The organism is Mesorhizobium sp. B283B1A (genome assembly GCF_020165735.1).
Lineage (GTDB): Bacteria > Pseudomonadota > Alphaproteobacteria > Rhizobiales > Rhizobiaceae > Mesorhizobium > Mesorhizobium opportunistum.
This window is the reverse complement of record NZ_JAIUIQ010000008.1, coordinates 74,739-100,687: the sequence shown is the minus strand read 5'-3', so window position 1 is coordinate 100,687 and position 25,949 is coordinate 74,739. Positions and strand designations below refer to the sequence as shown.

At 64.8% G+C, this 25,949-nt stretch carries 19 protein-coding genes and 1 pseudogene; 9 read left to right on the top strand and 11 right to left on the bottom strand.

All coding sequences use genetic code 11. The features are described 5' to 3' along the window. Positions 1 to 8: 8 nt before the first annotated feature. The 6 genes from LB577_RS08910 to LB577_RS08885 are packed head-to-tail and all read right to left on the bottom strand — an operon-like array spanning position 9 to position 6,456. Positions 9 to 1,028: a phosphotransferase enzyme family protein gene (locus LB577_RS08910; RefSeq protein WP_224686417.1), complete on the bottom strand. Its 1,020-nt coding sequence runs from the start codon at positions 1,026 to 1,028 to the stop codon at positions 9 to 11. Continuing rightward, positions 1,025 to 2,332: an aminotransferase class III-fold pyridoxal phosphate-dependent enzyme gene (locus LB577_RS08905; RefSeq protein ID WP_224686416.1), complete on the bottom strand. Its 1,308-nt coding sequence runs from the start codon at positions 2,330 to 2,332 to the stop codon at positions 1,025 to 1,027. Before LB577_RS08905 ends, LB577_RS08910 begins: the two co-directional genes overlap by 4 nt. A 37-nt stretch (positions 2,333 to 2,369) precedes the next feature. Continuing rightward, entirely contained in the window at positions 2,370 to 3,719 is a 1,350-nt protein-coding gene (locus LB577_RS08900) for an aminotransferase class III-fold pyridoxal phosphate-dependent enzyme (RefSeq protein ID WP_023765406.1), read from the bottom strand. Positions 3,720 to 3,740: 21 nt separating this feature from the next. Beyond that, the gene (locus tag LB577_RS08895) at positions 3,741 to 4,409 is read right to left on the bottom strand and encodes an HAD family hydrolase (protein WP_224686415.1); all 669 of its coding nucleotides are present in this window, start codon (positions 4,407 to 4,409) and stop codon (positions 3,741 to 3,743) included. Further along, complete coding sequence (locus LB577_RS08890; protein ID WP_224686414.1) at positions 4,406 to 5,686, bottom strand: Tm-1-like ATP-binding domain-containing protein; 1,281 nt, start codon at positions 5,684 to 5,686, stop codon at positions 4,406 to 4,408. Before LB577_RS08890 ends, LB577_RS08895 begins: the two co-directional genes overlap by 4 nt. Continuing rightward, complete coding sequence (locus tag LB577_RS08885) at positions 5,686 to 6,456, bottom strand: IclR family transcriptional regulator (RefSeq protein WP_224686413.1); 771 nt, start codon at positions 6,454 to 6,456, stop codon at positions 5,686 to 5,688. Before LB577_RS08885 ends, LB577_RS08890 begins: the two co-directional genes overlap by 1 nt. A 188-nt stretch (positions 6,457 to 6,644) precedes the next feature. Here LB577_RS08885 and LB577_RS08880 point away from each other — a divergent pair, with 188 nt between their 5' ends. The 4 genes and pseudogenes from LB577_RS08880 to LB577_RS08865 form a co-directional block, all read left to right on the top strand. After that, positions 6,645 to 8,093 (top strand): APC family permease, encoded by a 1,449-nt coding sequence (locus LB577_RS08880; RefSeq protein ID WP_023777765.1) that lies wholly within the window; start codon positions 6,645 to 6,647, stop codon positions 8,091 to 8,093. A 73-nt stretch (positions 8,094 to 8,166) separates the two neighbouring features. Then, complete coding sequence (locus tag LB577_RS08875; protein ID WP_224686412.1) at positions 8,167 to 9,366, top strand: cytochrome P450; 1,200 nt, start codon at positions 8,167 to 8,169, stop codon at positions 9,364 to 9,366. A gap of 11 nt (positions 9,367 to 9,377) precedes the next feature. Next, entirely contained in the window at positions 9,378 to 10,865 is a 1,488-nt protein-coding gene (locus LB577_RS08870; RefSeq protein WP_224686495.1) for an aldehyde dehydrogenase, read from the top strand. 245 nt (positions 10,866 to 11,110) lie between these two features. Then, positions 11,111 to 11,422 (top strand): annotated as a pseudogene (locus tag LB577_RS08865) (MetQ/NlpA family ABC transporter substrate-binding protein); the annotation flags it as partial. Between the two features lie 314 nt (positions 11,423 to 11,736). Here the strand turns inward: LB577_RS08865 and LB577_RS08860 are convergent. From LB577_RS08860 to LB577_RS08845, 4 genes are all read right to left on the bottom strand, one after another. After that, the gene (locus tag LB577_RS08860) at positions 11,737 to 12,852 is read right to left on the bottom strand and encodes an aminomethyltransferase family protein (protein ID WP_224686411.1); all 1,116 of its coding nucleotides are present in this window, start codon (positions 12,850 to 12,852) and stop codon (positions 11,737 to 11,739) included. A gap of 169 nt (positions 12,853 to 13,021) precedes the next feature. Continuing rightward, positions 13,022 to 13,798: an ABC transporter substrate-binding protein gene (locus LB577_RS08855; protein ID WP_224686410.1), complete on the bottom strand. Its 777-nt coding sequence runs from the start codon at positions 13,796 to 13,798 to the stop codon at positions 13,022 to 13,024. 124 nt (positions 13,799 to 13,922) lie between these two features. Beyond that, positions 13,923 to 15,665 (bottom strand): hydantoinase B/oxoprolinase family protein, encoded by a 1,743-nt coding sequence (locus LB577_RS08850; RefSeq protein ID WP_224686494.1) that lies wholly within the window; start codon positions 15,663 to 15,665, stop codon positions 13,923 to 13,925. Positions 15,666 to 15,681: 16 nt separating this feature from the next. Further along, positions 15,682 to 17,766 (bottom strand): hydantoinase/oxoprolinase family protein, encoded by a 2,085-nt coding sequence (locus tag LB577_RS08845; protein ID WP_224686409.1) that lies wholly within the window; start codon positions 17,764 to 17,766, stop codon positions 15,682 to 15,684. Between the two features lie 221 nt (positions 17,767 to 17,987). Here LB577_RS08845 and LB577_RS08840 point away from each other — a divergent pair, with 221 nt between their 5' ends. From LB577_RS08840 to LB577_RS08820, 5 genes are all read left to right on the top strand, one after another. Continuing rightward, the gene (locus tag LB577_RS08840) at positions 17,988 to 18,815 is read left to right on the top strand and encodes a ferredoxin--NADP reductase (RefSeq protein ID WP_224686408.1); all 828 of its coding nucleotides are present in this window, start codon (positions 17,988 to 17,990) and stop codon (positions 18,813 to 18,815) included. Positions 18,816 to 19,038: 223 nt separating this feature from the next. Beyond that, positions 19,039 to 20,085: a deoxyribose-phosphate aldolase gene (deoC, locus tag LB577_RS08835; RefSeq protein WP_224686407.1), complete on the top strand. Its 1,047-nt coding sequence runs from the start codon at positions 19,039 to 19,041 to the stop codon at positions 20,083 to 20,085. A 234-nt stretch (positions 20,086 to 20,319) separates the two neighbouring features. Next, positions 20,320 to 22,692 carry an aldehyde dehydrogenase family protein gene (locus tag LB577_RS08830; protein WP_224686406.1) on the top strand — a complete coding sequence of 791 codons (2,373 nt, stop codon included), beginning with the start codon at positions 20,320 to 20,322 and terminating at the stop codon, positions 22,690 to 22,692. A gap of 186 nt (positions 22,693 to 22,878) precedes the next feature. Continuing rightward, complete coding sequence (locus LB577_RS08825) at positions 22,879 to 23,610, top strand: SDR family oxidoreductase (RefSeq protein ID WP_224686405.1); 732 nt, start codon at positions 22,879 to 22,881, stop codon at positions 23,608 to 23,610. Between the two features lie 204 nt (positions 23,611 to 23,814). After that, positions 23,815 to 24,660, top strand: a complete 846-nt coding sequence (locus LB577_RS08820; protein ID WP_224686404.1) for a fumarylacetoacetate hydrolase family protein — start codon at positions 23,815 to 23,817, stop codon at positions 24,658 to 24,660. Between the two features lie 281 nt (positions 24,661 to 24,941). Here LB577_RS08820 and LB577_RS08815 read toward each other — a convergent pair whose 3' ends face one another. Continuing rightward, entirely contained in the window at positions 24,942 to 25,940 is a 999-nt protein-coding gene (locus tag LB577_RS08815; protein ID WP_224686403.1) for an ABC transporter ATP-binding protein, read from the bottom strand. Between the last annotated feature and the right edge of the window lie 9 nt (positions 25,941 to 25,949).

The window sequence follows — 25,949 nt, the reverse complement described above, 5'->3', positions numbered from 1 at the left end:
AGCAATCCTCACATGCCCCGCAGGTAAGCCGCCACCACGTCGGCGGCGATGGTCGAGATGCGCATGCCGGCATTCCTGTTGACGTCACCTTCGACGCGGCTCTGCACCCAGCCGAGGAAAGCGAAGGCCCGCAGTGCCGAAAACAGCGGCAAGGACGCGATGTCCTCCGGCGTCAGGTCGCGCTCCTGGCGGTAGCCATCGAGCAGCGACGCCTCGATCAGCGGATAGATCGCTTCGTCGCGGTTCTGGTAGAGTGCCACGGCAAGATCGTAGACGTGCCAGCCATGGCCACAATCGTCGAAGTCGATGATCTGGATGGCGTCGCCGTCGAGCAGAACGTTCTCGCGCACCAGATCGGCATGGATCAGGCCGAAATTGCGCGCGCTGCGCTCATGCCGCGACAGCGCCGCGACCGCCTTCTCGTGGGCACGGAACACCAGTTCGCGGCTGGTATCGTCGAGAAACGGGCAGGTTTCGAAACGGCCCCATATGGGGGTCGCCCCGAAAAAGCCGTCGAAATCCCAGGCATGACGGGCAAAGCCCGGCGGCGTCGCCCAGCCGGCGGCGGCATTGTGCATGCGGGCGATGGTTCGCCCGATGGCCGTGAATACCTGCCTTGCCTGTTCGGGCGCATAGCCGAGCGGCACGCCGCGCGCGCCGACAGCGCGGCCTTCCAGCCAGCTCAGACAATCGACCTGACGCGGCGCCGAGTCGCCGGTGCCGACCGGCACAAACAGATCGCCGTTCAACGCCGGCACCGGGGACGGCGTGGCGACCCCGGCCGATTGCAGGAAGCCCATCCACTGCAATTCCGAAGACAGCGCGGCATCCGAGTGATAGTCAGGCCTATGGATGCGCATGGCGGCCGGCTGGCCATCGGGCAAGCGAATGCGGAAGACCGCATTCTCGCGGTATTTCAGCAGTTCCGGTTCACCATCGCGAACGCCCCAATGTTCGAGCGCTCCCCTGGCAAGCGCGGTGACGTCCGCTTCCGTCTCGGGCTCCGATTGCGCGGAAACAGCGCTCACGCCGTAACCCCGCCGACTTCTTCAAGCACTTCGTCCAGGGTTGCGATCAAGAGATCGGCATTGTCGCGCGAAAACGGCATTGGCGGGCGTATCTTCAGCACATTGCCATGAATGCCGGTCTTGCCCATCAGCACGCCGCGATGGCGAATCGCGTTGATGACACGCCCGGCAATGTCGGGCGCAGGCTCACGGGTCTCGCGGTCATGGACCAGCTCGGCGCCGAAGAACAAGCCCGCGCCCCTGACCTCGCCGATGCATTCGTGGCGGTCCGCCAGCGGGCGCAGCAGCCCGAGTGCATGGGCGCCGACGTCGCGCGCATTGCCGACGAGGCTTTCCTGCTCGATGACATCGAGGACCGCGCTAGCCACCGCGCAGGAAACCGGGTTGCCGCCAAAGGTGTTGAAGTAACGGAAGGCGTTGCGGAAGGTCGCCAGTAGGTCCCCGGTGGTGACGACGGCGGCGACCGGATGGCCGTTGCCCATCGGCTTGCCCATGGTGACGATGTCGGGGGTGAAGCCGGCGCGCTGATGGCCCCAGAAATGGCTGCCTGTGCGGCCGAAGCCGGGCTGCACCTCATCGGCGATGACCAGCCCGCCGGCGTCGCGCACCGCTGCCACGGCGTCGTCGAAGAAGCCGCTGGGCAGTGTCGGGAAGCCTTCATTGGCGAGCAGCGGACACAGGATCATTCCGGACAGGCCAATGCCGTCCTTCGCCAGCGAGGCAATGGCCTCGCGCACCGCGGCGCCAAAGGCCTTGCCGTCGGCCATCGTATCGGGATGGCGATAGCTATCGGGGGCCGGCACCAGCCTGACATGACGGGCGCGGCCACCGACCGGCGGCATGCGGGTCGAGAGCTGCGAAACCGCCGTGGTGTTGCCGTGATAGGTGGCATCGGTGGCGATGATGCCCATCTGGCCCGATGCCGCCTGCGCCATGCGCAGCGCGATGTCGTTGGCCTCGCTGCCGGTGCAGGTCAGAATGGCGGTGGAAAGGCTTGCATCGAACGTCGCCGTCAACCGCTCGACATAATCGAGGATGGCGGTGTGCAGATAGCGCGTGTGGGTGTTGAGCACGCTCGCCTGCCGGCACAGCGCCTCGACAACATGCGGGTGGCAGTGGCCGACATGGGCGACATTGTTGTAGGCATCGAGATATTTGCGGCCGTCGGCGTCGTAGAGCCAGACGCCTTCGCCGCGCACGAGGTGCACGGGCTCGTCGTAGAACAATTGCGACTTGGCGCCGAGCAGGCGGCCACGCCGGCCAACCAAAGTTTCCTCGGTGATCTTCTTCTGCGATTGAGTCATCTGTCGGTCCCAAAGCCTCGTTGTATGCAATTGTCCGTCAGAGCTTCGACAGGCCTGCGTCGATTGCCTCGCCGATTTTGGCGACGTCGGCGGCGCTGATGATCAGCGGCGGCGACAGGATGATGTTGTTGCCGGACACGCGCAGCATGACGCCGGCCTCATAGGCCGCCTCCGAGACCACGGCCATGGTCTTCTTGTCGGATGGCTTTTTCGTCGCGCGATCCGAGACCAGCTCGACCGCCGCCATCAAGCCCTTGTACCTGACATCGCCAACGATCTCGTGCTTCGCCTTCAGGCCTTCGAGCACGGCCGCAAGTTCGACGCCGCGCGCTGCGGCGTTCTCGTTCAGGCGAAGCCGTTTGGTTTCGGCAAGCGCCGCCAGTCCGGCCGCACAGCCGACCGGGTGGCCGGAATAGGTGTACCCGTGGCCGATCGCCCCGAAGCTGGTCTTGTCGGCCTCGAAGACATCGGCGACCTTGCCACCTATCAGCGTGGCACCGAGCGGGAAATAGCCCGAGGTAATCGCCTTGGCGATGGTCATGAAATCCGGCTTCACGCCCGAGAGCCGCGAGCCCGCCCATGCGCCGGTGCGGCCAAAGCCGGTGACCACCTCGTCGGCGATCAAAAGGATTTCGTGGCGGTCGCAGATCTCGCGCACCAGCGGCATGAAGCTCTCATGCGGGACGATGACGCCGCCGGCGCCGAGCACCGGCTCCATGATGAAAGCGGCGATGGTGTCGCCGCCCTGGAATGCGATCTCGTCCTCCAGCGCCTTGGCGCACAGTTTCGCCAGCCGTGCGGGATCGGTCTCGTCGAACGGGTTACGGAAGGTCCAGGGTGCGGGAATGTGGAAGACGCCGGGCAGCAGCGGCTCGTAGTTGCGGCGGAAATTGGCATTGCCGTTGACCGAGGCGGCGCCGAAATGCGTGCCGTGATAGCCCTTCTTCAGGGCAAGGAACTTCGTCCGGTCGCCCTGGCCGCGGATCTTCCAATATTGCCGGGCGAGCCGCAGCGCCGTCTCGACCGAATCCGAACCGCCCGAGGTGAAGAAGGTCCGTACCATGCCTTCCGGCGCGAACCATTCAGAGAGTTCGTAGGCGAGCTCGATCGACGGTCCGGTCGAGGTGCCGCGAAAGCCGGAGTAGTAGGGCAGCGCGCCGAGCTGGTCGGCGATCGCCTTCTTGATGGGATCGCAGCTGTAGCCGAGGTTGACGTTCCACAGACCACCGACGGCATCGAGCACGCTGTTGCCGTCGATGTCGGTGACGGTGACGCCCTCGCCCTTCATGATCACCTTTGGCGGATTGGCCCGCATCTCGGCCGGGTGCGCCATCGGATGCCAGATCGGCTTGGCGTTCGTCTCGGTGAGGAAATTGATGTCGCGCATGACAGGCTCCGAAAATGGTTCTCAGACGGCGGGGACGAGGTCGAAATGGCCGAGTGCCTCGGCGTAGGAAAATGCCGGCCGGGCAACGTCGAAATGAACGGTGCGCATGCCGGCCTTGCTGGCGCCATCGATATTGCGCTGCTGGTCGTCGACGAACACGCAGGCGCCGGCGGGCAGGCCGAGCGCTTCGGTGACGGAGGCATAGGCGCGCGGGTCGGGCTTGAGGATACCGGTATGGGTGGCGTCGACGATCACGTCGAACAGGCCGAGCAGCGGCAGTTTTTGACGGAAGCCGGCGCCGTAGAACAGGTCGAGCTCGTTGGACAGGATCGCGAGGCGAAAGCCGGCCGCATGGACGGCGCGGATGGCGCTGTCGGCCTCGGGCCGTACCACCTTTTCCGGCTCGGCGCCGCGGGCGCGCTGGACGAAAGTTTCCATCGCCTGCCAGTCCTCGCCGACGAGCCGGCCGACCTCGCTGGTGCGGGTGCGCCAATAATCGCGCTCGCTGATCTCGTCGGCCTGCATCGTACGCCACAGCGGATCACTCGCCGGATCGAACGGCCCGCGCCATTGCAGCGTTCCGGCCTTCAGGCCGAGCGCCTGCTCGGTCAAGGCATGGGTTTCGAACAGCGTTCGCGTGACAACGCCGCCGAAATCAAGGACAAGCGCCTGGGCCGGGACAGCGCTCACGCGGCCTCTCCCTTGGCAGGGGCACCGCGCGGGACAATGCCTTCCTCGACCCAGCGATCGAAGATCTCGAGCGCCTTGCCGACGAAGGTGTCGCTGTTGATGTGGGCGTCGATCTCGTGGAACTCGACCCCGGCGGGAATCACCTTGCGCATTTCATCGACGAAGGCGGCAAGCGCATGCGGCTCATAGAGCGGCTCGCCCTGCATGTCCCACTCCTGGATGCCGCCCGAAGGCAGGATGAAGGCGGAACGGCCCTTCGACGCGCCGAGCTTGGCGGCGATGGTCCTGGCGACCTGGCGGCGATCATCGGCATCGACGGTGACCGAGGCAATCAGCCTGTTATGGGCGTGAAACGGCCGCCGCGAAAATTTAGCCGGCAAATCCTGCCAGGTCGGCAGGTCGACCATATCCACGGCGCCCGGTGCCGCGATCTGGGGGATGCCACGGGCGCCGGCGTTCTCGAGCCGGTCGGCGCCGGAGCTGACGACGGAGCCGGCAAGATGGTTGGTGATTTCCTGCAGGCTGAAGTCGAACACCGCGCAGAAATGACCCTGGCCGGCAATCGATTCGAAGGCTCTGCCGCCCATTCCGGTGGTATGGAAGACGGCGACGTCATAGCCGCGCCGTTCCAGCGCCGGCTTCAGCGTCTTCATGTAGCGCAGGCAGCTGCCGCCGAGCGAGGTCATGCCGATGGTCGGCCCGAGAGCCGGCGCCGACGCGCGTGACGCAAGCACTATCCGGGCCGCGCCGACGACCGCGCCGCAGGCCTGCGACAGGACCAGCTTGCAGATGTTGTTGAGGCCGTAGAGCCCTCCTGCCCAGAGGATCATCATCAGGTCGGGCGCGACGCGCTCGGGCGGGATCAGGTGCGAATAGGCGATGGTCGAGACGACGAATTTGGGCACGCCGAGTGGCAGGCTGAGCGCGACGTCGAGCGCCAGATCGGTGCCCATCGAACCGCCGATGGCGATGAAGGCGTCGATCTCGCCGCGCTGATGGAGTTGGCGCACCAGTTGCACCGCGCCGCCGGCCATCAGCGTCATGGCGGTGTTTTCGTCACCGCTGGAAACGATCTCCTCGATCGTCACATCGACAGCGCGGGCCACGGCATGCTTGTCGTGATCGGGGCTGTAGGGCGGATCGCCGAGCACGCTGACGTCCATCATGACGGCCCAGCCGCCCGATGCCTCGATGCAGGCTTTCATGAACAGCAGCTCATCGGCCTTGGTGTCGCCGGTGCCGATGACCAGGATGCGGGGCGCGGGATCCACGGGCATCAGGCCTGCCTCCTCAGGGTTTGCAGATTCTCGCCATTGAGACGCATCGAAATTTCCCGCGCCGCGGCGACGGCCGCAAGCCCTCGTGCCGCGATGTCGGCTGCCGTCGTCCTGGCCTTCGGCGCGGCCACCGCGATGGTGCCGAGCGCGAAGCCGTCCGCGGCGAGGATTGCCGCCGCCACGCCGATGACGCCTTCTTCCAGGCCCTGATCGCAGATCGAGTAGCCGCGCCCGCGCGCCTCATCCAGGGAGCGGGAGATGGCGGCCGGCTCGATCAGCGTGTGCGCGGTGAACGCCTCGAGGGGACCCGCCAGGCATGCCTTGACGGTCTCCTCCCTGGCGAAGGCCAGATAGACGATGCCGGAGGCGGTCGAATGAAGCGGCAGGAGCTGGCCGATATCGACGTTGACCCGGTTTGCCCGCGTGGGATGCTCGACATGGACGGTGACCAGCCTGTCGATGCCGAATTCCGACAGATGCACCGTCTCGGCCGTGGCACTTGCCAGATCCCGCACCAGCGGCACCGCCGTCTTCAGGAAGGGAAAGCGGGCCTCGCGGATGCGCGCCAGCCGTGACAGGCCGGCGCCGAGGCGGTAGTGCCGCGTGCCGCCATCCTGTTCGACGAAGCCATGGGCGGTCAGCGCAACCAGCAGCCGCCGCGTCGTCGCCTTGTCGAAGCCCGACCGGCGCGCCAGGTCGGACAGGCCGAGTTCGGGCTCCGCCACGGTGAACAGCTCCAGAAGTGAGATCGCTTTTCCAACCGTACCCAAATTTACCTCCCGGCATTGCCATCCATTCAGAGGCAATCATTTAACGTGTGAATTAACTTGACAGGAAGCCGGTTTGTTTGCAAGTCTATATTCAAAATAACGGTTCAAATAATGAACCAACCGCCAGAGCACCATGGGACAGGCCACGCGGCCAGCAAACCGACCTGGTTTGCAAACAGGAGGGACCAATGACGGCAGTTTTGGAACAGGCGCCGGCCAACAGGCTGCGCAAGAACAGTCTCGGCGTCGGCGCCATCACCTTCATGGTGATTTCGGCGGCGGCTCCGCTCACGGCGGTGGCCGGCGGCACGCCGCTCGGCATGCTGATGGGCAACGGCGCCGGCTTTGCCGGCACCTACCTGATCGTGACGGTGCTGCTGTTGTTGTTCGCGGTCGGCTACGTCGCCATGTCGCGGCATGTCGGCAATGCCGGCGCCTTTTATGCCTACGCCGCGCGCGGGCTCGGCGGCCTCGCCGGCGGCGCCACGGCGCTGATCGCGATCCTGTCCTACAACGCCATGCAGATCGGCGTCATGGGTCTTTTGGGTGCCGCTACCGCCGGACTGTTCGCCGGCTGGGGCATCAACCTGCCCTGGTGGGTGTGGAGCTTCATCGCCATCGCGCTCGTCGCCGTGCTCGGTTACCGCCAGGTCGACTTATCGGCCAAGATCCTGACGGTGCTGGTTCTCTGCGAATACGCCGTGGTGCTGATCCTCGACATCGCCATCCTCAAGACCGGCGGCGACAGCGGACTGTCGGCCGCACCCTTCAGCTGGAGCCAGATCACCAGCGGTGCGCCAGCGATCGCCATCCTGTTCTGCTTCGCGGCATTCATCGGCTTCGAGGCAACGACGATCTATGCCGAGGAGGCACGCGATCCCAAGGTCACGATACCGCGCGCCACCTATATCTCCGTGGTGTTGATCGGCGTCTTCTACATGGTCACCGCCTGGCTGATGGCGATCGGCGCAGGTGTCGACAAATTGCTGCCGGCACTGCAGGGCTTGCAGGATCCGACGACGTTCCTGTTCGGCCTGTCCGACCGCTACGCCGGCACGATGCTGTCGCAGGCGATGAGCATCCTGTTCGTGTCGAGCCTGTTCGCCGGCGTGCTGGCGTTCCACAATGCGGTCGCGCGCTACATCTATGTCTCGGGCCGCGAGAAGCTTTTGCCGCAGTCGATCGGCGTGACGCATTCGGCACACCAGAGCCCGCATGTCGCCTCGGTGATCCAGAGCGTTCTGGCGGCCGTCGTCGTCGGTCTGTTCGCGGTGCTCGGCCTCGATCCGGTGCTGGCACTGTTTTCCTGGCTGACCAATGTCGCGACGCTCGGCGTCATCGTCATGATGGCGGTGGCCTCGCTCGCCGTGGTCATGTACTTCCGCGCCAACCCATCGGCGCAGGAAAATGCCGTGAAGACGACCATCCTGCCTGGGCTGACCTTCATCGCCTTCGTCGTCATCATCTATCTGATCGTCATCAATTTCGGCAGCCTGTCGGGGGCCGGCGGCTTTCTCGGCGTGTTCCTGCCGGGGCTGGTGCTGATCGCCGCGGTGGTCGGCCTGCTGCTGGCCGGCGCCTTGAAGAGCCGCGATCCGGTGGCCTTCGAAAGCCTCGGTCTGCCCCTGAAGGATTGAGCGAAACACCGGATCGAGAGACGTAGCGGGGCGGCGTGACGCCGCCCCTTCCACCACAAAGGGAGTGGCGGCCTTGAGCTTTGCCGAAAACATCACCGTCGGGGCGCTGGAAGCCGATCCCTATCCGATCTATGCCGAACTCAGGCGCAGCGCGCCGGTCGCCTTCGTGCCCTCGGTCAGTCTCTGGTTCGTCACCCGCTGGAAGGATGTCGAACTGGTGGCGAAGTCGCCCGACATCTTCTCCGCAATCGTCAAGGCCGGCGTATCGCCGGTCGAGCGCTCCTTCGGCAAGCCGACGATCCTGACCAGCGACGGCGAGGTCCACAAGCACCTTCGCCAGGGCGTCGACCCGAAATACCGGCCACGCACCGTCGCCTCCTATGCCGGCGATCTCGTGCGCTCGATCGCCGAGCCTTATCTCGATGCGATCGCCGAACGCGGTTCGGCCGAACTGATGGCCGATTATTTCGAGCCTGTGTCGACGCTTAGCCTGGCACGTTCGCTCGGCCTTGCCGACATCGACATGCCGACCCTGCGGCGCTGGTTCTATGGCCTTGCCCAGGGCGCCATTAATTTCGAGAAGGACCCTAAGCGGCAGGAAATCGCCGACGCGATCGGCGCCGAGGTCGGCGATGCGGTGACGCCGACGCTGGAAAGGCTGGTCCGCGAGCCCGACGATTCGGCGCTGTCGCACATGCTGCATGACGGCATGCCGGAAGGCAAAACGCGGCCGATCGACTTCCTGATGCCGACCGTCAAGGTGATCCTGCTCGGCGGCATGCAGGAGCCGGGCCACGGCGCCGGCTCGATCCTTGTCGGCCTGCTGAGGAGCCCCGACCAGTTGCGCAAGGTGCTCGGCGATCCCGAGACCTTCGTGCCCAAGGCGGTCGACGAGGGCCTGCGCTGGGTGGCGCCGATCGGCACGCAGACACGCGAAACGACCCGCGCGGTCGAGATCGGCGGAGCGACGATCCCCGCCGGCGCACCAGTGGCGGCACTTGTCTCCTCGGCCAGCCGCGACGAGAGCCGGTTTTCCGACCCCGACCGTTTCGACATCGATCGCGACGAAGGCAACCACGCCGCCTTCGGCTTCGGCCATCATTTTTGCTCCGGCCGGTTTTTCGCGCGCGAGCAGATGTGCCTTGCGGTAAGGCTGCTGCTCGAACGCTTTCCCGATCTCAGCCTGGTGCCCGGCAAGGAGCCGGTGTTCCGCGGCTGGGAATTCCGGGCGCCCACCACATTGCATGTCAGTTTAGGAGCCGGTTCCCAATGATCACCCAGCCAATGATCACCCAAAATGCCATCGATATCCTGCGCAAGGCCGAGATCGGCGCGCGCGGCCTGTTCATCGATGGCGCGCAGGCCGAGGCGACAGGCGGCGCGACGCTGCCCGTGATATCGCCGATCGACGGCCGGCCTTTTGCCAGCATCGCCGACGGCAATGCCGCCGATGTCGACCGCGCGGCCCGGTCGGCGCGCAAGGCATTCGAGAAGGGCGCGTGGTCGCGCGCGGCACCCGCCTTTCGCAAGAAAGTGCTGACCAGGCTCGCCGAGCTGGTCGAAAAGCACATCGATGAACTGGCTGTGCTCGGCGTGCGCGACAATGGCACCGAAATCGGCATGGCCTACAAGGCCGAACCGCTGTCGGCGGCCGGCACCATCCGCTACTACGCCGAGGCGATCGACAAGGTCTATGGCGAGATCGCGCCGACGGCCGAGAATGTGCTTGGTTTGATCCACAAGGAGCCGCTCGGCGTCGTCGGTGTCATCGTGCCGTGGAATTTCCCGCTGATGATCGGCGCCTGGAAGATCGCGCCGGCACTCGCCGCCGGCAATTGCGTGGTGGTCAAGCCTCCGGAGGTCGCTTCGCTGACGCTGCTGCGGCTGGGGGAACTAGCCAGCGAGGCCGGCTTGCCCGCCGGTGTGCTCAACGTCGTCACCGGCCGTGGCGCGGTTGCCGGCGAAGCGCTCGGCCTGCATATGGATGTCGACGCCATCGCCTTCACCGGCTCCGGGCCGGTCGGCCGGCGGCTGCTCGACTATTCCGCCCGTTCCAACCTTAAGCGTGTCTTCCTCGAACTCGGCGGCAAGTCGCCCAACATCGTCTTTGCCGATGCCCCCGACCTGAAACAGGCGGCGGTGGTCTCTGCCAACGGCATCTTCCGCAATTCCGGCCAGGTGTGCGTCGCCGGCTCGCGCCTGCTCGTCCAATCGTCGGTCTATGACCGCTTCATGGACGAACTTCTCTCGGCAACCACGCGGCTTAGGGTCGGCGATCCGCTCGATCTCGCGAGCGACGTCGGCGCGGTATCGAGCGCCGAGCAATTGGACAAGAACCTCGGCTTCGTCGCCAAGGCCGCCGAAGAAGGCGCAAGGCTGGTCACCGGCGGCGAGCGCATACTCACCGAGACCGGCGGCAGCTACATGGCGCCGACGATCTTCGAGAATGTGACGCAGGACATGCAGCTTGCCCGCGAGGAAGTGTTCGGACCGGTGCTCGGCGTGATGCGTTTCGAGACCGAGGAAGAGGCGGTGCGGCTTGCCAATTCGACCGTCTACGGGCTTGCCTCGGCGGTGTGGACCGCCAATCTTTCCACCGCGCATCGCATGGTGCGCGCCATCAATGCCGGTGTCGTCCACGTCAACACCTATGGCGGCGCCGACATCACCGTACCGCTCGGCGGCGTCAAGCAGTCCGGCTTCGGCCGCGACAAGTCGCTGCATGCGCTGGAGAAGTATCTCGAATTGAAGACCGCCTGGATCGCGCTTTGAGATCCCGCCGGCTTTCCTTGAGAATCTGAGCGTCTCCAGAGCGCCCAGGGTCGCATCGGGGTTCCGTCGCGGCCGGCCGGCGGTGCCTTGTGCTCGCTACCTCAGGATTCTTGAGAGAATATTCCCGGCTTCGGCGAGATCGGCGAAACACGTTCTTTGATAAGATCGATAGAATTTCTGACGATGGGACCAAGCCTAGGCAATCCGCCCTTGCTGCCATGACTTCACAACCGCAGAGATCAATCATGTCCGACGTCAACAACACTTCGCCAGCTTCCCTTTGGTCAACGCTCAACCGGCGCAATGGCCTTGCTCTGCTGTTCGCATCGGCGGTGGCGATCGGCAGCCTGATGGCTGCCCATGCCTCCTTCGCCGAGGACAAAAAGGCGATCAAGGTCGGCATCATCAGCGGCGAGGACGAGGATGTCTGGCGCGTCGTGGTCGCCCAGGCCGCCGAAAAGGGCCTCACCATCGAGACCGTGGTGTTCAACGACTACACCCAGCCCAACGAGGCGCTGGAGCGCGGCGAGATCGACGCCAACGCCTTCCAGCACCGTCGTCCCGGGGTAACAGAGCGGATCGAACTCGGCGACGTAGGCCAACGTCTATTTCTTTTTGCGGATTTCTTCCTTGATGAGCGAACGCCGCTCATCACCGGATAGTCCGTGCCGCGCACTGTGGCTTAGTACCTTAGCCATGCGGGGCGACAGCTTCATGCCTTCGACGGCGCTGATTTTCTCGCCGCGCCCGCTCGTCAGAACGAACTGGCCGGTCTTGGCCGAACGGATGGTTCTTGAACTGGGAGACTTCATTTCGAAATCGTATCACAACCTCGGGAGGTGGGCCAAAGCGATTTCCGTGGCAAGTTGGACTAACCCCTCAGCCTCGCCCCTTCCGGATCGAAGAACGGCATCGGCGCCACCACCGCGCGCGTCGGCTTGCCCCCTATCTCGACGCTCAGCTCAGTGCCGATGGCGGTGAAGGGTAGTCGCAGATGCGCCGTGGCCAGCACTTTGCCGAGGGAATAGCCATGATCGCTGTAGGTGACGATGCCGGCGTCCTCGCCATCGGCCATCACCCTGGCATCCGTCGTGGCTGGCTTATCGCCTTCGAGGATCAATCCGGTCCAGCGTTCGTCGAGGCCCTTGTCTCGGACCTTGAGCAGGGCCTCGCGGCCGATGAAATCGCCCTTGTCGAACTTGATCCAGCGGTCGAGCCCGACATGGAACGGTGTGCGGCTCTCATCCATGTCGATACCATGCGCCGGGTAAGCCTTCTCCAGGCCGAGCGTGAACATCGCCAGCACGCCATAGGGTTTCAGGCCGAAGTCCCGCCCGGCCTGCATCAGGCTTTCCCAGACCGAGGCCGCCTCGTCGGCCGGCACGAAGAGTTCGAAGCCGAGTTCGCCGGTGACACCGGTGCGCGAGATCAGCACCTTCGTCTCGCCGACGCGCTCCGAGGTGAACGCCCAACGCTTCAGCCCGTCCAGATCGGCATCCCTGACCAGCGCCTTCAGCAGGTCGCGTGAGCGCGGGCCCTGGATGGTCGGGAAGGCGACCGCCGCGGTGATATCGGTGACATAGGCCTTGCGTCCTTCGGCATGGTGCAGCAGCCAGGGCAGCATCTTCAACCGGTTGACCGAGCCGGTCACCAGCATGAAATGCTCGGTCCCCAGTCGGAACACGGTGAGGTCGTCCAGGATGCCGCCATCCTCGCGGCAGACCGTGGAGTAGCGCACCTGGCCCGGCTTCATCGCCGCGGCATCGTTGACGATGACATGATTGACCAGCGCCTCGGCGTCCGGCCCCTTGATGTCCATCTTGCCCATGGTGCTGAGATCCTGCACGCCGACATTTTCGCGCGTGTTCAGGTGCTCGTCGGCGATGCCGGAATAATATTTGGCCGAGACGAAATCGCCGCCGACCCGACCCATGGTCGCGCCCGATCCGACGATGCTGCTGTAGAAGGGGGAACGCCGCTCAGCCAAGAAGGTCTCCATTGTGCATTGCGATTCAGAGACCGTTTCGAAATTCGCTCTGGCGAGTCATATGATGGTGGTTTCGAGAACCGGAGCGGAGCGGACATTCGGGTCCGTGAGCACCGGAAGCGCAGAAAACGCCTTCAGATGGCCGCCAGAGTAGGATTTCCAAACGGTTTCAGTTGCCGTACACGTCGAAGGCAAAGTACTTGTCGTTGATTTCCTTGTACTTTCCGTTGGCGCGCAGCGCGTCGATGGCCCCATTGAGCTTGTCGGCCAGCTCCTTGTTGCCCTTCTGCAACGCGATGCCGACGCCGGGTCCGTGAATGGCCGGATCGGCGGTCAGCGTGCCGAGCAGCTTGCAGCAGGCGCCGTCCGGCTTCTTCAGCCATTCGGTGAGGATGATCGATCCATCCATCATCGCGTCGAGCCGGCCGTTGGCCATGTCGGTGCGGGCGTCGTCACCTGTCGGATAGGCCTTGACGGTCGAGCCTGCGTATTTCTGCTCGGCGAATTTCTGATGGATGGTGGCGGTCTGCACGCCAAGCGCCTTGCCTTTCAGATCCTCGGGAGACGTGCCCGCGATGGGCGAATCCTTCGGCACCGCGATGGCCGGCGGCGTCTGGTAGTATTTGTGGGTGAACTCGACCTTCTCGGCCCGCTCGGGCGTGATGGTGATGTTGATGATGGCGTCGAACTTGCCGGCCTGGAGCGCGGGGATCGAGCCGTCGAAATCCTGCACCGTGAATTCGCACTCGGCCTTCATCTCGGCGCACAGCGCCTTGCCGAGGTCGATGTCGAAGCCGCCCAGCGTGCCGTCGGCATTGGCATAGTTGAAGGGCGGATAGGCGCCCTCGGTGCCGATCCTGAGTTTGTTGTCCTGGGCGGAAGCGGCGCCCGTGGCGAGGGTGAGAGCGACGGAAGCGGCAAGCACGAAATGACTGAAAAGACGCATGTTCCAGATCCCCGTTGACTGGCGAAGTCTACGGGCTTTCATGGGCGCGGCGGAGACGGAAACGACATCTGCTGCGGCGATCACGGCGCTGTGAGCTATCTACGCCATGGCGAGTGGTGGTGCGTTAGCCGGCGCGGTGTGCTTCCGTCGCCTTTTGGTCAACGGCGAGGTCGCCCGCCGACAAGACCACGCCGAATTTTTCGCTGGCTTCCTTCGGTGTATAGTATCCCAGCGCCACATCGCGCCGCACCTGATCGGCGTCGCGCTGGAATGGATCGCCATAGCCGCCGCCGCCAGGCGTGCCGACGCGCACGCGATCACCGGCCTTCAGCGGGATGTCCTGCTCCTTGGACAGATGCGGCGGCACGTGCTCCTCGCCGTTGCGGAACACGGTCACCGTGTTGGGCTCGCCGTCGCTGCCGCCGAGCGCGCCTTGCGGGCCGAAACGGCCGTGGTCCATGACGAAGGAGGCGCGCGCGTCGCCGCGCAGGATCTCGACCTCATAGGCGAGGCCGAAACCGCCGCGATGCTTGCCGGCGCCGCCCGAGCCTTCGCGCAAGGCATAGTGGCGGTAGAGCACCGGAAAGGCCTGTTCCATGATCTCGACCGGAGGCGACTTGGAAATGCCGATGGTCGAGCAGCCATTGGTCAGGCCGTCATGGCCTGAGTTACCGCCATAGCCGCCGCCGGAGATCTGGTACATGACGTAGTCGCGGCCGCGCGCCGGATCGTTGCCGCCGAGCGCGAAATTGCCGCTGGAGCCGGCGGGAGCCGCCGTCACCTTGTCCGGCAGCGCCTGCACCATGGCAGCGAACACCGCCTCGGCGATGCGCTGCGACACTTCGGCCGCGCAGCCCGACACGGGGCGCGGATATCTGGCGTCGAGGAAGGTGCCTTCCGGCCGCTTGACGATCAGGGGCTCGAAGGCGCCGGCACTGATCGGCACGTCGGGGAAAATGTGACGCATGGCGAGGTAGACCGAGGACAACGTCGTCGCCAGCACGCTGTTCATCGGCCCGGCGCACGGCTTTGACGAGCCGGCGAAATCGAAGGTCAGCGTATCGCCCTGTTTCTCGACCGCGAGCGCGATGGTCAGCGGTTCGTTGACCACCCCGTCGGAATCGACGAAGGCTTTGGAGCGGTAGGTGCCGTCGGGAATGGCCGCTATGTTGGAGCGCATCTGTTCGGCGGCACGGCGGCGCAGCTCGGCGATGGCCTCGACAACGGTTTCGTCTCCGTAACGATCCAGGATTCCGTTGAGCCTGTCCTGACCGATCAACAGCGCGGCGGCCTGGGCCCTGATGTCGCCTATGCGCTGGTCGGCGACGCGGATGTTGGAGCAGATGATGGCGTAGATCTCGGGGTCGAGCATGCCTTTCTTGAACAGTTTCACCGGCGGCAGCCGCAGGCCTTCCTGTTCGACGGCAGTGGCGGAAGCCGAGAAGCCGCCGGGCACGGAGCCGCCAATGTCGGGCCAATGGCCGGTGTTGGACAGCCAGCAGAAGATTTTTCCCGCCCGGTAGACAGGCATGACGAAGCGCACATCCATCAGATGGGTGCCGCCGAGATAGGGATCGTTGACGATGTAGATGTCGCCCGGCTCCGGAGCCAGGCAGCGGCCGTCGGAGATCATCTCGATCACCGTCCTGGTCGAATATTGCATGACGCCGACGAACACCGGTAGGCCTTGGCTGCCCTGCGCGATCAGCGAGCCGTCGACCGCCGAATAGATGCCGTCCGATCGGTCATTGGCCTCGGCGATGACAGGCGAGAAGGCGGCGCGGGAAAAGGTAAGGTCCATCTCGTCGCAGACTTGCTGCAAGGCGGCCTGGAGAACCGAAAGCGTGATGGCGTCGAGCTTTGCCATATCAATGTCGGGCATCTCAGGCCTCGCCGATGTCGATGATGATGTTGCCGTCGGTGTCGGAGCGCGCGCGATCGCCGGGCTCGAGCACAGTGGTGGCGTCCATCTGTTCGAGGATCGCCGGCCCCTCGATGATGGCGTCGAGCGGCAGCTTTTCGCGGACGTATACCGGTGTGTCATGCCAGCGCCCTGCGTACCAGACCGGCCTGATCTCGCGCCGCGCCTCGTCAAGTGTTTTTGCCCGTCCGGCCGGGTCGATCAGCCGTGACAGGTCGATCGCCGGCCGCACTCCGGTGACCGAGGTGTTGAGGTTGACGAGGTTGGCCCGGATTTCCGGCAGTTCGACCTTGAAGCGGGCAAAGTAGGCTTTCTCGAACAGCGCCTGCAATTCCTGCCGCGTCACCGACGAGGACGGCAACGGCACGTTGATGATGTGGGTCTGGCCGACGAACTGCATGTCGGCGGAGTGGGTGACACGGATCGTCTCCGGCTTCACTGCTTCCTTGCCGATCAGCTCCTCGCCTTCGTTTCGGTGCCGTTCCAACACTTGGTGGAGCTGGGCTTCATCGAGTATCGCGACCGGCTGGTTGACGGTGTTGACGAAGTCGTGGCGTAGGTCGGCGACGACGCAGCCGAGCGCGTTGGTGATGCCGGGCCGGGCCGGCACCAGCACCTTGGGCAGGCCGAGTTCGCGCGCCAATGCGGTGGCGTGCAGCGGCCCGGCGCCGCCGAAGGCGAACAGCGCGAAATCGCGGGGGTCATGGCCGCGCGACACCGACACCATGCGGATCGCGCCGGCCATCTTCATGTTGCCGAGCCTGAGCACCGCACCCGCCGCCTCGACGCCGGACAGGCCGGTGGCCTTGCCGATCCTGTCCGCGAAGATGCCGGTGACCCGCTCTGACGTGACCGGATTCTCGACCGCCAGCAGCTTCTTCGGCGCCAGTCGGCCGAGCACCAGATTGGCGTCGGTGATGGTCGGCTCCAGGCCACCGCGGCCGTAGCAGATCGGGCCGGGATTGGCGCCGGCACTTTCCGGTCCGATCTGGATCAGGCCGGCCGCATCGACGCGGGCGATCGAGCCGCCGCCGGCGCCGACCGTGTGCACGGCCACCATCGGCACATGAATCGGCATCGCATATTCGATCTCGATCTCGTTCGAGACAGCAGGCTCGGCGTTGCGGATAAGGGCCACGTCGGTCGAGGTGCCGCCCATGTCGTAGGTGACGAGGTTTTCGAAGCCGGCGCGCCTGCCCGTATAAGCGGCGGCGATGACGCCGGACGCCGGGCCGGACATCACGGTCTTGGCCGATTCACGTGTGACGAAGCGGGCCGAGATCATGCCGCCATTGCCGTTCATGATCAGGAAGTCGCGGGCATAGCCCTTGTCCGCCAATTCCTTGCGCAGCCGCTCGACATAGCGCTCGAGGATCGGCTGCACCGAAGCGTTGACCGACGCGGTGACGCCGCGCTCGAATTCGCGCGCTTCCGACAGCAGCGCGTGGCCCGTGGTGATGTAGCCGTTCGGCCAGAGCTCGGCGGCGATCGCGGCGGCGCGCCGCTCGTGCGAAGGGTTGGCGTAGGAATGCAGGAAGTGGATGACCAGGGATTCGCAGCCGGCGTCGATCAGCGCCTTCACCGCCGCGCGCATCTCGGCCTCGTCGAGCGGCGTGCGCACCGTGCCCGACGCCTCGACGCGCTCCGACACTTCGAGCCTGAGGTTGCGGGGAATGATGGGGACGAAGGTGCCGGTCATGCCATAAGCCTGAGGCCGCGTGCGCCGGCCAAGCTCGATCACGTCGCGAAAGCCGCGCGTGGTGATCATGCCGGTCTTGGCCAGCCGGCGTTCCAGCACCGCGTTGGTGGTGGTGGTCGTGCCGTGCACGATGAGGTCGATGCCGTCGATCGGAAAGCCGGTGGCGCCGAGCGCCGAAACCACGCCGAAGGCCTGGTTGTCGACCGTGGTCGGGGTCTTGGCGATATGCACCTTGCCGCCGTCCTTGCCGTCGATCAGAAGCAGGTCGGTGAAGGTTCCGCCGACGTCGATGCCGGCAACCACGCTGCCCAGGGAATCCGGCTGCTGCACCGAAAAATTCTCTTTCATAGTCGAAACCCGAAATGCTGGGACTACGGATATGTCACAGTTTGGAAAGGTGTTTCGCGGCACCATCTTGACGCAAATATCGTTTGTATACTAATAAATTCCGGACACAAGAGCTTACCAACTCGGAGTGTGCGAGCAGCACGCCGGGACCTGAACGGTCCGGGCGCGCAGGAAAAGATTTGGCGCCCGCGTCCGTGAGTTGGGCCAGAAAGTTGGATTTGATGAACACCACATCCGCGTTCAGCACCGACGGCGCCCGCCCGCTGCAGTTTCCGATACCAGCCAATGTCTATGCCGAAACCGTCGTCTCGGTGAAGCACTATACCGACCGGCTGTTCTCGTTCCGCATCACCCGTCCGCAGTCGCTGCGCTTCCGCTCCGGCGAGTTCGTCATGATCGGCCTGCCCAATGCCGAGAAGCCGGTATACCGCGCCTATTCGGTGGCGAGCCCGGCCTGGGACGAAGAGCTGGAATTCTTCTCGATCAAGGTGCCGGACGGCCCGCTGACCTCGGAACTGCAGAAGATCCAGGTGGGCGACACCGTGATCATGCGCCAGAAGTCGACCGGCACGCTGGTGGTCGACGCGCTGACGCCGGCCAAGCGGCTGTTCATGATTTCGACCGGCACCGGCATCGCGCCCTTCGCCAGCCTGCTGCGCGACCCCGACACCTACGAGAAATTCGACCAGCTGATCCTGACCCACACCTGCCGCGACATTGCCGAATTGACCTATGGCCAGGAACTGGTGGCGGCGCTGGAGAGCGATCCGCTGATCGGCGAACTGACCACTGGGCGCGTCACGCTCTACAATTCGACGACCCGCGAGCAGTCTGCCTGCATGGGCCGCATCACCGCGCTGATCGGCTCGGGCAAGTTCTACAGCGATCTCGGCATCGAAAAGCTCAATCCCGAGACCGACCGCATCATGATCTGCGGCTCGATGCACATGCTCAAGGACGTCAAGGAGCTGGCCGAGAGCCTCGGTTTCCAGGAAGGCTCGCTCAGCCATCCGGCGACATTCGTGGTCGAGCGCGCCTTCGTCGGCTGAGACCGCGCTTCCTTCGCCAAACGAGTTTTGACCTTCCGGTCAAAAACTAGCTGCTTTCGCGGCCTTTTTCCGCTATCGCTTGCTTGAGGACTCGTGAAGCACGGCTTCGCGGGCTATCTTCGTGCGTGTCGCCCAAAACTGTCGAGCGGTTTGGGAAGATGATACGCACCGAGACAAGACGCACCGAGACATAAGTGTGCGTCGCTGAATGAAAGGGCAGGAGATGAGCAGCACAATCCGCGAAGCCGACCTTGGCACCAAGGTGACGCCGCTGCCCGCGCGTGCCGCCGCCAATACCGCCGTCCCGCTGGACCATCGTATCGCGCGCAATCCCGGCATGAAGCTCGATCTCGGCTTCATGGAATCGGTGCGCAGCGTCAACCGTTCGGCGCTGGAACGGCGCGTCGCCAGCCTGACCAAGCGGCGCTCGATCAAGGCCGACAACCAGGCGGCCTGGCTGCTGCGCGCGGTGGCCTGCATGGATCTGACGACGCTGAATTCCAACGACACCGAGGAGCGCGTGCGCCGGCTCTGCGCCAAGGCGATCAACCCGTTCCGGCGCGACATCGTCGAGGGGCTCGGCATTGCAGGCGAACCCATCCGGCCGGCCGCGGTCTGCGTCTATCATCCCTTCGTCGCCACGGCGGTGGACGCCGTGCGCGGCACCGGCATCCATGTCGCCGCCGTCTCCACCGCCTTTCCGCACGGGCTTGCGCCACTGTCGACCCGGCTGCAGGAAATCGAGGCCTCGGTTCGTGACGGCGCCGACGAGATCGACGTCGTCATTCCGCGCGGGTTGGTGTTCGGCGCCAAATGGCGGGAACTCTACAACGAGATCGTCTCGATGCGCGCCGCCTGCGGTGATGCGCATCTGAAGGTCATTCTCGGCACCGGCGACCTCGCCACGCTGCGCAATGTCATGCTGGCCTCGATGGTTGCGATGATGGCGGGCGCGGATTTCATCAAGACCTCGACCGGCAAGGAAAGCGTCAACGCGACGCTGCCCGTCGGCCTGGCCATGGTGCGCGCCATCAGGGGCTATTTCGAGGAGACCGGCCATCTCATCGGCTTCAAGCCGGCCGGCGGCATTTCCACGGCAAAGGCCTCGCTCGACTGGCTAGTGCTGATGAAGGAAGAGCTCGGCCGGCCGTGGCTGGAGCCGGAGCTGTTCCGCTTCGGCGCTTCGAGCCTTTTAACCGACATCGAGCGCCAGCTCGAGCATCACCTGACCGGCCATTATTCGGCCAATCACCGCCACGCAATGGCTTGAGGATCGGATTGGGTTTTTGAACGTGGAGCTCTACGGCGCCCCCCTCTGTCCTGCCGGACATCTCCCCCACTTGTGGGGAGATTGGCTGGCATCGGCGATTTCGCCAATGGCCAACGCTGCAAAATGGCGGCTGACAGACGTAAAGTCCGATCTCCCGCCTTGTGGGGGAGATGTCCGTCAGGACAGAGGGGGGCGCGAAAGAACGCCTCCTGAGACAATTATCTGGAGCCATCCATGAACATTCTCGAACGCTATCACGCCATGGAATACGGACCGGCGCCGGAAGCGCGCAACGAGGCCGATGCATGGCTTGCCGGGCGCGATTTTTCCAAGGCGCTGTTCATCGACGGCGCCTGGAAAGCGGCTAGCGGCGGCAAAACCTTCGAGACCAGCGAGCCGTCTTCCGGCAAGCTGCTGGCCAAGCTCTCCGATGCCGGAGCCGCCGATATCGACGCAGCCGTCGCCGCAGCCACCAAGGCACTGCCGAAATGGTCTGCATCCTCGGGCTACCAGCGCGCAAAAGTACTTTATGCCATTGGCCGCGCCATGCAGCGGCATCAGCGCCTGTTCGCGGTGCTTGAGACAATCGACAATGGCAAGCCGATCCGCGAAAGCCGCGACATCGACGTGCCCTTGGCGATCCGCCACTTCATCCATCACGCCGGCTGGGCGCAGGCGCTGGACAAGGATTTCCCCGGCCACAAGGGCGTCGGCGTGGTCGGCCAGATCATCCCGTGGAACTTTCCGCTGCTGATGCTGGCCTGGAAGATCGCACCCGCGCTCGCCGCCGGCTGCACGGTGGTGCTGAAGCCGGCCGAGTTCACGCCGCTGACCGCCATCCTGTTCGCCGAGATTTGCGAGCGCGCCGGCGTGCCGAAGGGCGTCGTCAACATCGTCCAGGGCGGCCCGGAAGCGGGCGGAGCCATCGTCAATCATTCCGGTATCCAGAAGATCGCCTTCACCGGTTCTTCGGAAGTCGGCAAGATCATCCGCAAGGCCACCGCCGGTTCGGGCAAGAAACTATCGCTGGAGCTTGGCGGCAAGTCGGCCTTCATCGTTTTCGAGGATGCAGACCTCGACAGCGCCGTCGAAGGGCTGGTCGACGGCATCTGGTTCAACCAGGGCCAGGTCTGCTGCGCCGGCTCGCGGCTCTTGGTGCAGGAAGGCATCGCCGAGGCCCTGATCGCCAAGGTCAAGACGCGGATGAGCCGGTTGCGCGTCGGCAGTCCGCTCGACAAGAACACCGATATCGGCCCGCTGGTCGACGCCACGCAGCTCGACCGGGTCAAGGGACTGGTCGCCGAAGGCGCCAGGCAAGGCGCCGTCTGTTGGCAGCCGGACGCCGAGCTGCCGTCCTCGGGCTACTACCACCTGCCGACACTCGCCACCGGTGTTTCGCCGGCTAATATCCTTGCCCAGGAAGAAGTGTTCGGCCCGGTGCTGGCGACCATGACCTTCCGCAACACCGAGGAAGCGATCGAGCTTGCCAACAACACGCGCTATGGGCTGGCAGCGAGCGTGTGGAGCGAGAACGTCAATCTGGCGCTGCATGTCGCGCCGCAGCTAAAGGCCGGTGTCGTCTGGGTCAATGGCACCAACATGTTCGATGCCGCCTGCGGCTTCGGCGGCTACCGCGAGAGCGGCTTCGGCCGCGAGGGTGGGCGCGAGGGCATGTTCGAATATCTCGCGGCAAAATTGCCGCTCGGGCCGGTCATCAAGCAAGCGACGATCTCGGCGCAACCGGTCGAGCAGGCCGACGGCGCGGCCATCGACCGAACGGCCAAGCTGTTCATCGGCGGCAAACAGGTACGCCCGGACGGCAATTATTCGCTGGCCGTCGCCACCGCCAAGGGCAAGCTTGCCGGCGAAGTCGGTTTTGGCAACCGCAAGGATATCCGCGATGCCGTGTCGGCTGCCCGCGCGTGCAAGGCATGGCCGGAAGCGACCGCCTACAACCGTTCCCAGGTGCTCTATTATCTGGCCGAAAACCTTTCCGGCCGCGCCGGCGAATTCGCGGCTCGTCTGACCGAACTGACCGGCGCAACGCCCAAGGCCGCGCTGGAAGAAGTCGACCAGTCGATCGAACGCCTGTTCCTCTATGCCGGCCTCGCCGACAAGTTCGAAGGCCGCGTGCACCAGCCGCCGGCACGTGCCGTGACGCTGGCGCTGCACGAGCCGGTCGGCGTCGTCGGCATCGTCGCGCCTGATAACGCGCCCCTGCTCGGCCTGATCTCGCTCATCGCGCCGGCGCTAGCCATGGGCAACACGGTGGTTGCCGTGCCGTCCGAACGCTATCCGCTGCTCGCCACCGATCTCTACCAGGTGATCGAATATTCCGACATTCCGGCCGGCGCCATCAATATCGTCACCGGCCGCACGGCGGAACTTGCCGGCGTGCTGGCCAAGCATGACGATGTCGACGGGCTTTGGGTGTTCGCCGATGCCGAGACCTGCGCCAAGGCGGAGGCCTCGTCCATCGGCAACCTCAAGCGCGTCTGGAGCGGCAATGGCCGCAGCCTGGACTGGGCGTCCGACGAAACGGCTGGCGATGCCTTGCTGCGCCGCGCCATCGAGGTGAAGAATGTCTGGGTGCCCTACGGCGACTGAGCCTTTGGACAGCCACAATGGTGATCGTGTCCGGGCTTGACGCCCGGGCCCATGTTCTTTAACGAGAAAAAACATTTTTATCTGTGAACCGACACGGCGCAGGCCGCACGATGGCTCGTGACTGGCACATGACGCCTGGCCGGCTGCCGATAAAGGCGGATGATCCTAGCGGACGAGGAGAAGAGCATGGCGGATCTGGCAGGCAAGATCGTTGTCGTCACGGCGGCGGCGCAAGGCATCGGCAAGGCGAGCGCACTGGCCTTCGCCAAGTCTGGAGCCACGGTCTACGCCACCGATATCAACGAGACGCTCCTCGCCGAACTCGCCAAGACGACGGGGATCAAGGCCCGCAAGCTGGACGTCCTCAACGACGAGGCGGTCAACACCGCCTTTGCCGAGATCGGCCGCGTCGACGTGCTGTTCAACTGCGCCGGTTTCGTCCATTCCGGCTCGATCCTCGAGATGAAGGACGGCGATCTGGATTTCGCCTTCAATCTCAACGTGCGCGCCATGATCCGCACCATCCGCGCCGTGCTGCCCGGCATGCTGGAGCGCGGCGACGGGTCGATCATCAACATGGCCTCGCTGGCCAGCTCCACCAAGGGCGTGCCGAACCGTTTCGCCTATGGCGTCACGAAGGCTGCCGTGATCGGCCTGACCAAGGCGGTCGCCGCCGACTATGTCGGCAAGGGCATACGCTGCAACGCCATCTGCCCCGGCACGGTCGAGAGCCCGTCGCTGCAGGACCGCATGCATGCGCAAGGCGACTACGAAGCGGCGCGGGCCGCCTTCATCGCCCGCCAGCCGATGGGACGGCTTGGCACGCCGGAGGAAATCGCCGATCTCGCCGTCTACCTGGCCGGTGCCACCTACACGTCCGGGCAGGCCTATAATATCGACGGCGGCTGGTCGATCTGAGGTTCGGAAATCGGGAGCAAACCGGAAGACCGGGATCGTTGCACGCGTTTGTCGGGAGATCGTGAAGTCTGAAAATCCGGCGCGCCGGCTTGCCCGGCACGATTCTCGCGCTTGCCCGGAACCAGGCCGATCAGTAGGGTCCGCCGTCGCCTCGGCGGAGAGTTTGCAAAGGGCCACGCGGCCGCAACCAGGAGAAGGGTTTAAATGAAACTGCTGCGCTATGGCGAGGTTGGGAGCGAACGTCCCGGCCTGCTCGATGCGGATGGAACGATCCGCGATCTCTCCGCCCATGTCGCCGACATTGCCGGCACCACGCTTCATCCGGCCTCGCTGGCCATGCTGGCCAAGCTCGATGCGAAGTCGCTGCCGACGGTTTCGGGCAAACCCCGGCTCGGCGCCTGCGTCGCCGGCACCGGCAAGTTCATCTGCATCGGCCTCAACTATTCCGACCACGCAGCCGAGACCGGCGCCACCGTGCCGCCGGAGCCGATCATCTTCATGAAGGCAAGCTCGGCCATTGTCGGGCCAGACGACGACGTGCTGATCCCGCGCGGCTCCGAGAAGACCGACTGGGAAGTCGAGCTCGGCGTGGTCATCGGCAAAACCGCGAAATATGTCAGCGAAGCCGATGCGCTCGACTATGTCGCCGGCTATTGCGTCTCGCACGACGTGTCCGAACGCGCCTTCCAGGCCGAGCGGCAGGGCCAGTGGACCAAGGGCAAGAGCTGCGACACGTTCGGCCCGACCGGCCCATGGCTGGTGACCAAGGACGAAGTAGCCGACCCGCAGAACCTCAAAATGTGGCTGACCGTCAACGGCAAGACGATGCAGAACGGCTCGACCAAGACCATGGTCTATGGCGTCGCCTACCTCGTCGCCTATCTCAGCCAGTTCATGTCGCTGCACCCCGGCGACATTATTTCGACAGGCACCCCGCCCGGCGTCGGGCTGGGCATGAAGCCGCCGGTGTTTTTGAAGGCTGGCGATGTCGTGGAGCTGGGCATCGAGGGCCTCGGCCAGCAGAAGCAGACGTTCAAGGCGGACGAGTAGACCGCCGACTTTTCCGTCCTCTTCTTATGGTCGTTCGGAAGGAGGAGACGGTTTCGCGCCTTTCCTCTCCCCCGTCGATCGGGGGAGAGGTGGGGGGGGGGGTGTCGAGCGAAGCTCGACGGAGTGGGGGTCGACTGCTCCACGAAAGACTAGACGCTCACTGGGTCGTGCCTGCTTTTCGGCGACTGCGCTTGGGGCACGGGCTTCCCCCGCTCCGTCGCCGCTTCGCGGCGCCACCTCTCCCCCCTCCGGAGGGAGAGGAAAGGAGCGTCGGTGCCGCGCTACTTCAGCACTTTCCCATCGGCGCCAAACCGATAGGTCTTCGCCGGATCCGGCGTCGCGTAAAGCGTGGCGCCAGGCTCGGCATCATACACGCCGAAAATGCGCACCGTGATCAGCCCCGCCTTCTCGCAGTCGAGATAGAGGTTGGTGTCGGCGCCGAGATGCTCGGCATGTACGACCGTGCCCTTCCAGCTGCCGGACTTCGGATCGACGGTCAGATGCTCCGGCCGCACGCCGATGGTCTTGGCGGTTTCGCCCAGTCTCGCCCCGTCGATGAAGTTCATCTTCGGCGAGCCGATGAAGCCGGCGACGAACTCGTTTGCCGGCGAATTGTAAAGCTCCATCGGTCCGCCGATCTGCTCGATCCTGCCGGCGTTGAGCACGACGATCTTGTCGGCCAACGTCATCGCCTCGACCTGGTCGTGGGTGACGTAGATCATCGTCGCCTTCAGCCGGCGATGCAGCTGGGCGATCTCCAGCCGCGTGTTGACGCGCAGCGCCGCGTCGAGGTTCGACAGAGGCTCATCGAACAGGAACAGCTTGGGCTCGCGCACCACGGCGCGGCCGATGGCGACGCGCTGGCGCTGGCCGCCGGAGAGTTCGGCCGGCCGCCTTTCAAGATAGGGTTCCAGCGACAGCATCGACGAGGCGATGCCGATGCGGCGGTCGATCTCGGCCGCCGGCGTGCCGGCCTGCTTCAGGCCAAGGCCCATATTGTTCTTCACCGTCAGATGCGGGTAGAGCGCGTAAGTCTGGAACACCATGGCAATGCCGCGCTTGGCCGGCGGCGTGGCGGAAACATCCGCGCCATCGATCACCACGCGGCCCGAGGTCGAATCCTCCAGTCCGGCGATGACCCGCAGCAAGGTCGACTTGCCGCAGCCCGATGGGCCGACGAAGACGACGAATTCGCCATCCGTCACTTCGAGGTCGATGCCCTTCAGCACCTCGACCGGCCCGAAGGCCTTCTTCACATTCTCGATCTTCAGCGAGCCCACGGCGATCCT

What these genes read in the sequence shown, in the direction of transcription:
- LB577_RS08820 (WP_224686404.1), top strand. Translation starts at nt 23,815, where the DNA reads ATGAAACTGCTGCGCTATGGCGAGGTTGGGAGCGAACGTCCCGGCCTG.
- LB577_RS08830 (WP_224686406.1), top strand. Translation starts at nt 20,320, where the DNA reads ATGAACATTCTCGAACGCTATCACGCCATGGAATACGGACCGGCGCCG.
- LB577_RS08890 (WP_224686414.1), bottom strand. Translation starts at nt 5,686, where the DNA reads ATGCCCGTGGATCCCGCGCCCCGCATCCTGGTCATCGGCACCGGCGAC.
- LB577_RS08825 (WP_224686405.1), top strand. Translation starts at nt 22,879, where the DNA reads ATGGCGGATCTGGCAGGCAAGATCGTTGTCGTCACGGCGGCGGCGCAA.
- LB577_RS08855 (WP_224686410.1), bottom strand. Translation starts at nt 13,798, where the DNA reads ATGCGTCTTTTCAGTCATTTCGTGCTTGCCGCTTCCGTCGCTCTCACC.
- deoC (WP_224686407.1), top strand. Translation starts at nt 19,039, where the DNA reads ATGAGCAGCACAATCCGCGAAGCCGACCTTGGCACCAAGGTGACGCCG.
- LB577_RS08905 (WP_224686416.1), bottom strand. Translation starts at nt 2,332, where the DNA reads ATGACTCAATCGCAGAAGAAGATCACCGAGGAAACTTTGGTTGGCCGG.
- LB577_RS08850 (WP_224686494.1), bottom strand. Translation starts at nt 15,665, where the DNA reads ATGGCAAAGCTCGACGCCATCACGCTTTCGGTTCTCCAGGCCGCCTTG.
- LB577_RS08845 (WP_224686409.1), bottom strand. Translation starts at nt 17,766, where the DNA reads ATGAAAGAGAATTTTTCGGTGCAGCAGCCGGATTCCCTGGGCAGCGTG.
- LB577_RS08870 (WP_224686495.1), top strand. Translation starts at nt 9,378, where the DNA reads ATGATCACCCAAAATGCCATCGATATCCTGCGCAAGGCCGAGATCGGC.
- LB577_RS08880 (WP_023777765.1), top strand. Translation starts at nt 6,645, where the DNA reads ATGACGGCAGTTTTGGAACAGGCGCCGGCCAACAGGCTGCGCAAGAAC.
- LB577_RS08900 (WP_023765406.1), bottom strand. Translation starts at nt 3,719, where the DNA reads ATGCGCGACATCAATTTCCTCACCGAGACGAACGCCAAGCCGATCTGG.
- LB577_RS08840 (WP_224686408.1), top strand. Translation starts at nt 17,988, where the DNA reads ATGAACACCACATCCGCGTTCAGCACCGACGGCGCCCGCCCGCTGCAG.